Annotated in this window: 8 protein-coding genes; 4 read left to right on the forward strand and 4 right to left on the reverse strand. The window is 62.3% G+C overall.

Going from position 1 to position 6,747, the window contains the following annotated elements; all coding sequences use genetic code 11:
• A partial coding sequence (locus tag EOA85_RS23415; RefSeq protein WP_281033776.1) for a ketopantoate reductase C-terminal domain-containing protein occupies positions 1-382 on the forward strand: 382 nt, incomplete at its 5' end.
• A gap of 112 nt (positions 383-494) precedes the next feature.
• Here the strand turns inward: EOA85_RS23415 and EOA85_RS23420 are convergent.
• Together EOA85_RS23420 and EOA85_RS23425 are read right to left on the reverse strand one after the other, a co-directional pair.
• On the reverse strand, positions 495-980 hold the full coding sequence (locus tag EOA85_RS23420) for an SRPBCC family protein (protein WP_127211347.1): 486 nt from the start codon (positions 978-980) through the stop codon (positions 495-497).
• Complete coding sequence (locus EOA85_RS23425; RefSeq protein WP_127211348.1) at positions 977-1,342, reverse strand: metalloregulator ArsR/SmtB family transcription factor; 366 nt, start codon at positions 1,340-1,342, stop codon at positions 977-979. Before EOA85_RS23425 ends, EOA85_RS23420 begins: the two co-directional genes overlap by 4 nt.
• 176 nt (positions 1,343-1,518) lie before the next feature.
• Here EOA85_RS23425 and EOA85_RS23430 point away from each other — a divergent pair, with 176 nt between their 5' ends.
• The gene (locus tag EOA85_RS23430) at positions 1,519-1,875 is read left to right on the forward strand and encodes an ArsC family reductase (RefSeq protein WP_029355455.1); all 357 of its coding nucleotides are present in this window, start codon (positions 1,519-1,521) and stop codon (positions 1,873-1,875) included.
• Between the two features lie 54 nt (positions 1,876-1,929).
• Here EOA85_RS23430 and EOA85_RS23435 read toward each other — a convergent pair whose 3' ends face one another.
• Both EOA85_RS23435 and EOA85_RS23440 read right to left on the reverse strand, forming a co-directional pair.
• A complete protein-coding gene (locus EOA85_RS23435; RefSeq protein ID WP_127211349.1) occupies positions 1,930-3,426 on the reverse strand; it encodes an FGGY-family carbohydrate kinase in 1,497 nt (498 codons plus the stop codon).
• 54 nt (positions 3,427-3,480) lie between these two features.
• Positions 3,481-4,464, reverse strand: a complete 984-nt coding sequence (locus EOA85_RS23440) for a sugar-binding transcriptional regulator (protein WP_065010108.1) — start codon at positions 4,462-4,464, stop codon at positions 3,481-3,483.
• A gap of 138 nt (positions 4,465-4,602) precedes the next feature.
• On the opposite strand from EOA85_RS23440, the gene EOA85_RS23445 reads away from it, so the two are divergent.
• Positions 4,603-5,931, forward strand: coding sequence for a sn-glycerol-1-phosphate dehydrogenase (locus EOA85_RS23445; RefSeq protein WP_127211350.1), 1,329 nt, complete (start codon positions 4,603-4,605; stop codon positions 5,929-5,931).
• Between the two features lie 4 nt (positions 5,932-5,935).
• Complete coding sequence (locus EOA85_RS23450) at positions 5,936-6,745, forward strand: HAD-IIB family hydrolase (RefSeq protein ID WP_127211351.1); 810 nt, start codon at positions 5,936-5,938, stop codon at positions 6,743-6,745.
• Positions 6,746-6,747: the final 2 nt, after the last annotated feature.

Genomic DNA, 6,747 nt, shown 5'->3' on the forward strand with positions numbered 1-6,747 from the left:
GATCTGGGTGAAGCTCTGGGGCAATCTCTCCTTCAACCCCATTTCCGCGCTGACCGGCAGCACGCTTGCGGCAATCGCTGCCGACGAGGCAACCCGCACGCTTGCCCGCACTATGATGCTGGAGGCGCAGGCGATCGGCGAAAGTCTCGGCGTGCGTTTCCCGATAAATGTCGACCGCCGTATCAAGGGGGCCGGCGATGTCGGCGAGCACAAGACCTCGATGCTGCAGGATCTGGAGCGCGGCCGACCAATGGAGATCGATGCGCTGGTGACGGCGGTTCAGGAACTCGGCCGGTTGACTGGCCAGCCAACGCCCGCCATCGACAACGTGCTGGCGCTGGTGCGCCGCCTCGCCATCGAGCGCGGCTGCTATCTGACGTAAGCCAGGGCAGGCGGGTTCACGTCGATAAAACCCATCTGCAGGCGTCGGACGCTGGCAGCTGAACGGCTATGACGATTCCGTGGCAGCCATGTGAGCGCGAAACAACGCCGCTTCAGAGCGTCTTAACGTAGTCCGCAAGCTGGTCGGCCACGGTGCCCCAGCCATCGAAAAAGCCCATCTCCTCATGGTTCTTGCGTGTGGCTTCATCGCGGTGGATGGCGGTCGCGATGTAGCGTGTCACCTTGCCTTCCGGGTGCAATGATATGACCGCTGTGATGAACGGGTCCCCTGACGGCCGGTAGCCGGGCAGCAACGCATCGGTCCACACCAGCCGCTCGTTAGGCACGATGTCGAGGTAGCAGCAATGCCGGTCGTTGACCTCCTTGCCATCAGGCGACTGCATGCGGGTCCGGAACAGGCCGCCGGGCCTGAAGTCGATCTCGCAATCGGTGACGATCCACGGCTTCGGTGTGAACCACTGCCGAACATGCTCGGGCGTCGTCCAGGCTGTCCACAAAAGCTCGCGCGGCGCTTCGATGACGCGTTCGAGGACGAGATCGAGTTTCGGGTCGGGTTTGAAAAGCGGGGTCGAACTCATTTGTCTTCCTCCTTGAGTGTCATCACGTAGGCATCGAACTGGTCGAGGCGGCGTTCCCACAGTGCGCGCTGCTCGGCCAGCCAATTTTCCGCGACCTTCAGCGGCTCCGGCGCGAGCCGGTAGGTCCTGACGCGGCCGGCCTTTTCGGAACGCACCAGCCCGCAGCCTTCCAGAACCCTGAGATGTTCGATGAAGGAGGGCAGAGCCATCTCGAACGGCTGGGCGAGCTCACTGACCGATGCCGGGCTTCGGTTCAGCCGCTCGACCACGCGCCGCCGCGTCGGATCGGCCAGCGCTCGGAAAATGCCGTCGATCGGCGGCACGCTAGGACTCGAGGTCTGTGGGCTTGTTGCGACGGTCATGTCTTCCTCGCGCCACTGCGCATGGCCAAAGATGGTTCGGAAAACACTTAGGAAAATTCCTTAGTTTAGGCAAGCCCAAAAGTTCTGAGGATGCCTGCGGGGTCTCTGACAAAGTCTGAAGGGTGGTTTAGGGTGCCGCCAGATTCGACGAACGATCAGTCCGAGGGGCCAAAATTTTGACCATCACGATGTACGGCATCACCAATTGCGATACGATCAAGAAGGCGCGTGTCTGGCTGGAAAGCCACGATGTCGCCTACCGCTTTCATGACTACAGGGTCGAAGGACTGGACGCGGACCGGCTGAACGGCTGGTCCCGCAAAGTCGGCTGGGAAATCCTGCTTAACAAGGCGAGCACGACGTTTCGCGAACTGTCGGACAAGGACAAGCTGAGCCTCGACGAGAAGAAGGCCAAGGCGCTGATGTTGGCCAACCCGACGATGATCAAGCGGCCGGTCCTCGAACTTGGCGATCGCATCCTCGTCGGCTTCAAGCCTGATGTTTACCAGCAGGCGGTGGGCGGGTTGAAGTAGCGGGACGGGACGCTTTTCGCGCTCCAGTTCGAGAGCCTGCTTGCCGCGCCGGTCTCAATTCCGCCAGGCGAATTGGGTCGTGGGGAAGACCTTGGCCTGCCTGGCCGACAGCGCGTCCCATGCTTCGCGTCTGCGTGGGTCCGGCTCGATTGTCTCGGCGATGCTCGTCATGGCGTCCGCGGCCTCAGCAAAACTCTCGAACCATCCGATGCCGACCGCTGCGCTAATGGCTGCGCCGAGGGAGGAGGCTTCAGCGTTGTGACCCTTATGGATCGAGATCCCGGTCGCGTCCGCGATCATTTTTGTCCAAAGTTTGCTGTTGGCGCCGCCGCCGATCGCCACCATTTGCGCCGGCGAAAGACCATGGCTGCGCATCTCTTCGAGAGCCCTGGCGGTTTGCAGCGTCATCGCCTCTAGCCCCGCACGATAAAAATGACCGAGCGTGTGCGAGGGGTGCATGCCGATGAAGCTCGCGCGTGCGCTCGGATCCCAATGCGGGTCCATGCAACCGACCAGGGTGGTGCCGGCGAGAAGTCCGTCCGAGCCGATCGGGACGGCCGCCGCTTCCCTTTCCAGGCGGTCGAAGATCGCCGGATCGGAGCGTCCGCCGGCAAACATGTCTACGAACCAGTTGACGAAATAGACACCCGCCCGCTGCACCGCCTCGAGGAAATAGCCATCGCCTGTCGGCGAGGTCATGGTGCGCCAGAAGGCGCCGACCACCGGTTCGCGCGACCAGATTCCCGCGATGATCGCAGTTCCGAGATTGAGATAGACGACGCCGTCGCGCATGGCATTGACGCCGAGCCCGGCGCATTGCCCATCGCCGCCGGCGGCAATCACCGGTGTTCCTTCGGCTAGCCCTGTTGCGGCGGCGGCCGCGGCATGGACGGTCCCGACCCGCGTGCCGGACCGCACCGCGTTGGGAAGTTGCGACGGCTTGATGCCGAGATGATCGAGGAGCGGCTGCGACCATGCCTTGCGCGAGATGTCGAAGAGACCGAACGGATCGGCGCTCGTCCAGCTCGCACTCGGCGTTCCCGTCAGTTTCAGCGTCAGGTAGCCATGCACGTCGAGGATTTTCTTCGCATGGTCCAACCGTTTCGGTTCGTTCTCGCGCAGCCACTTCAGGCGGTAGACCACCGGCGTCACATCGATCGGCTTGCCGGTGATCGCGTGCAGCCGCTCACGGCCGATTTCCGCCGCGAAACGGTCGACCAGCCCGGCGGCGCGTTCGTCGAGCCAAAGGCTCGCGGGTCCGATCGGCTCGCCGGCCCCGTCGATGAGGGCAACGGTCTCGCGCTGGTTGGAGATCGCGATACCGGCGATGCGTTTCGCATCGACCGCGCCGACAAGCTGTCGCAGCGCCATTGTTGCGGCCCGCCACCAGTCGGTGACCTCCTGCTCGACATAGTCCGGCCTCGGCTTCATCAGATCGAGCGGCGCGCGGCCTTCCGCCACGGCTCGTCCGTCCCGGCTCCAGGCAATCGCCTTGCAGGATTGCGTGGAACTGTCGAGGCCGACGACAAGGGGTCCGTCGCTGCTGCCCATGATTGTCCTCCCGAGACGATGAGTTCCACCGAGTGCTGGTTAGTCGAGTGCCGGTTATTCCAAGAGAATGTTCGCGGTGGCCATGTCGGTGACAAAATGTGTCGCATATCCGCCGCCGAGCCCAGCCCTGATCGCCCCCATCTTGCGGGCGCCGCCGGCGGCGCAGATACGGATGGGCACCGCTTTCAGTTCATCGAGCGTGATGCCGACGGTGCGTCCGTCGAGCGGAGTTGCGAAAGGGGCGCCTCGAGCGTCGATGAACCGCCCGATGATGACCCCGAGCGCTCCCTGCTCGATCATACCTGCAAGTGCGTCGGCATCCGATATCCCGGCTCGGGCATAGGTGCTCTCCGGCCCTATATCGCCGATCCCGAAGATGACCTTGCCGGCGGCACGGATCATACGGAACTGGTTGACGAGCATCGGCTCCTGCATGAGTTCGTCGTGCAGTTCGTCGGTGGAGACGATCGCCGGGGCAAGCAGGTTGATGCAGCGGGCTCCGAGCCGATTGGCCATCAGCGAGGTGCAGAATTCCGGCGAGAAATCGCTGGTGCCGATCGAGCTTCCCGAGAGCTGGACGACGGTGAGGTTCCGATCATGCCGTAATCGTGGAATCGAGCGGGCGGCAGCGAGCACCGTTTTTCCCCAGGCGACGCCGATCGTGTCACCCGGATCAACCATGGATGCGAGCAACCGTCCTGCCGCTTCGCCGATGCGGCGGTCGGCATCGTTTGGATCGAGGTCGGGGATAACCGCCGCGCCGCGAAGGCCGTATTTTTCCATGAGGCGCCGCGAGGTCAACGTGCGGGCAAAAGCGTCGTGATCGACCTGCACGGCGACAAGTCCGCTTTCGCGTGCCTCCTGCAGATAGTTTACCACGCTCGCCCTGGAGACATTCATGACCTTGGCCACATCGCTCTGGTTGAGCTGGTCGACATAGTAGAGCCAGGCAGCCCACGCCACCGCGCTGTCGAATTCGGGCGGCAGTGCCGAGAGCCCAGATGTTCGGACCACGTCGATGTCGGCGTTGGCATTCATGTCTCTTTTTCCGCAGGTTTGCAGAACGAAGTCAAGCGTTGCGGGCAGATACTTGACAAAAGACAGTGATAGGTGACTATTGTTCGATGGCGCAGCGCCTGTGCCTGGACTAGAGAGTTGCCCCCACAAGAGGACGCCATGACGAATCCGGCAGCCGGATCCTGGACGACTTTAATCGACGACATTTTGGACGGGAACTGGACCAGCCCGGAGACCGGGAAAAAGGCCGTGGTGCCTTATGATCGGATCGTCATCGAAGAAAGCCTCGACGGGCGGGCGGCCGATCTCGTTTCGGAGCTCGGTCTGGGTGAACGGTTCACCGTCGTCGCGGATGCCGCGACCTATGATGCGCTTGGCGAACGCGTTGCGCGCGAACTGAAGACGCTCGGCCCTGTCGATGTCCTGATATTGGACCACCCGCATGCCGACATGGCCAACGTCGAAAGCCTGGCCGTCAAACTCGCGGATGCGGATGCCGTGGTCGCGGTCGGTTCCGGCACGATCAACGATCTCTGCAAGTTCGTCACCGGAAGGAACGAACGGCGCTATTGCGTGTTCGGGACGGCCGGTTCGATGAACGGCTACACATCGACGACCGCGTCCATCACACTTGAAAGCGGCCTGAAGGTATCGCTCCCTTCCCACGCGCCATCAGGCTTTTTCGTCGACCTTGGCGTCTCCGCTGCCGCCCCGACCTATCTGTCAGCGGCGGGGTTCGGTGACTGCCTTTGCCGCTCGGTCGCCCAGATCGACTGGTGGATGTCGCACCGTCTGCTTGGCACTGCCTACCATCAGGTCCCGTTTCTCATCCAGGAAAAGGATGAGGCGGCGCTCAACGAGCGTGCGGCAAAGCTTGCCGAACACGACATCGAGGCCAATGGCTATCTCTATCGCGTGCTGACGCTCTGCGGCCTCGGAATTTCCTTCACCGGCGTCTCCAATCACGGTTCCATGGGCGAGCATCAGATATCGCACTACATAGACTGCTTCGCCGGCGAGCGTCACCCCGGTACGCTCCACGGCACCCAGGTCGGCGTCGCTTCGCTCACCATGGCGCGATTGCAGCAAGCAATGCTTGCTAGCGACAAGCCTCCGGTGGTGAAGGCGACGAAGATCGATCCTGACGACATGGTCCGCCGCATGAGCCCGGCTGTCGCCGCACAATGTCTCGACGAACTGAAGAAGAAGGCCTTCGACGATAATGCCGCCGCCGCATTCAACGAGCGGCTGCAGGAGCTCTGGCCGACACTCAGGCAGGAGCTCAAGCAATTCATGGTGCCTGTCGACGAGATGCAGCGCCTGCTGAAATCCACCGGCGGGCCGATCTCAGCCGCCGAATTGGACACGCCACCCGATTTCTACCGCGAAGCCGTCGTTCATTGCCGGGAGATGCGCAATCGCTTCTCGTTCCTCGACATTGCTGCGGATGCAGGAATGCTGGAGGATTTTGCGCGTGGGGAAGCCTGACGGGATGCGCGACCTCGCCGAATTCGGACCCGAAACTGCGGCGCGCATTCGCGGCGTCTTCTGCGATATCGACGACACTTTGACGACCGAGGGTCGTCTCCCAGCCGACGCCTACCGTGCGCTCGAACGTCTGCACGAGGCGGGCCTTGTCGTTGCTCCCATTACCGGGAGACCGGCAGGCTGGTGCGACATGATTGCCCGGTTCTGGCCGGTGACCGGCGTGGTCGGCGAAAATGGCGCTTTTTACTTCGCTTATGATCAGGCAACGCGAAAGATGATCCGGGTTTTCGCCGCGAGCGCTGAGGAACGCCGGGAAAACAGGCGCAGGCTCACGGACCTGGAAAAGCGTATTGTCCAGGAAGTGCAGGGTTCGGCCGTATCCGCCGACCAGCAATATCGCGAAGCCGATCTGGCCATCGACTTTTGCGAAGATGTTCCAGCTCTGCCGATCTCCGACGCCATGCATATCAAGCAGATTTTCGAGGAAGCCGGCGCTGTCGCCAAGATTTCGTCGATCCATGTGAATGGCTGGTTTGGCCGATACGACAAGCTGTCGATGACGCGCCGCTTTGCGAGCGAGAGGCTGGGAACCGATCTCGATGCCGAAAGGCAGGCCTACGCGTTCGTCGGAGACAGTCCGAACGACGCTCCGATGTTCGGTTTTTTTCCGAGCTCGTTCGGGGTCGCGAATGTCATGGACTTCCAGGGACAAATCGATGCCGAACCCGCTTTCGTCGCCAGGTCGCGGGGTGGACGCGGCTTCGTCGAGGTTGCCGATATGATCCTGGCAAACCGGAGGTCGGGGGTGGTCTGATC

This window comes from Mesorhizobium sp. M5C.F.Ca.IN.020.29.1.1 (genome assembly GCF_003997375.1).
Taxonomy (GTDB): Bacteria; Pseudomonadota; Alphaproteobacteria; order Rhizobiales; family Rhizobiaceae; genus Mesorhizobium; species Mesorhizobium wenxiniae.

What these genes read in the sequence shown, in the direction of transcription:
- EOA85_RS23420 (WP_127211347.1), bottom strand. Translation starts at nt 980, where the DNA reads ATGAGTTCGACCCCGCTTTTCAAACCCGACCCGAAACTCGATCTCGTC.
- EOA85_RS23425 (WP_127211348.1), bottom strand. Translation starts at nt 1,342, where the DNA reads ATGACCGTCGCAACAAGCCCACAGACCTCGAGTCCTAGCGTGCCGCCG.
- EOA85_RS23440 (WP_065010108.1), bottom strand. Translation starts at nt 4,464, where the DNA reads ATGAATGCCAACGCCGACATCGACGTGGTCCGAACATCTGGGCTCTCG.
- EOA85_RS23435 (WP_127211349.1), bottom strand. Translation starts at nt 3,426, where the DNA reads ATGGGCAGCAGCGACGGACCCCTTGTCGTCGGCCTCGACAGTTCCACG.
- EOA85_RS23450 (WP_127211351.1), top strand. Translation starts at nt 5,936, where the DNA reads ATGCGCGACCTCGCCGAATTCGGACCCGAAACTGCGGCGCGCATTCGC.
- EOA85_RS23445 (WP_127211350.1), top strand. Translation starts at nt 4,603, where the DNA reads ATGACGAATCCGGCAGCCGGATCCTGGACGACTTTAATCGACGACATT.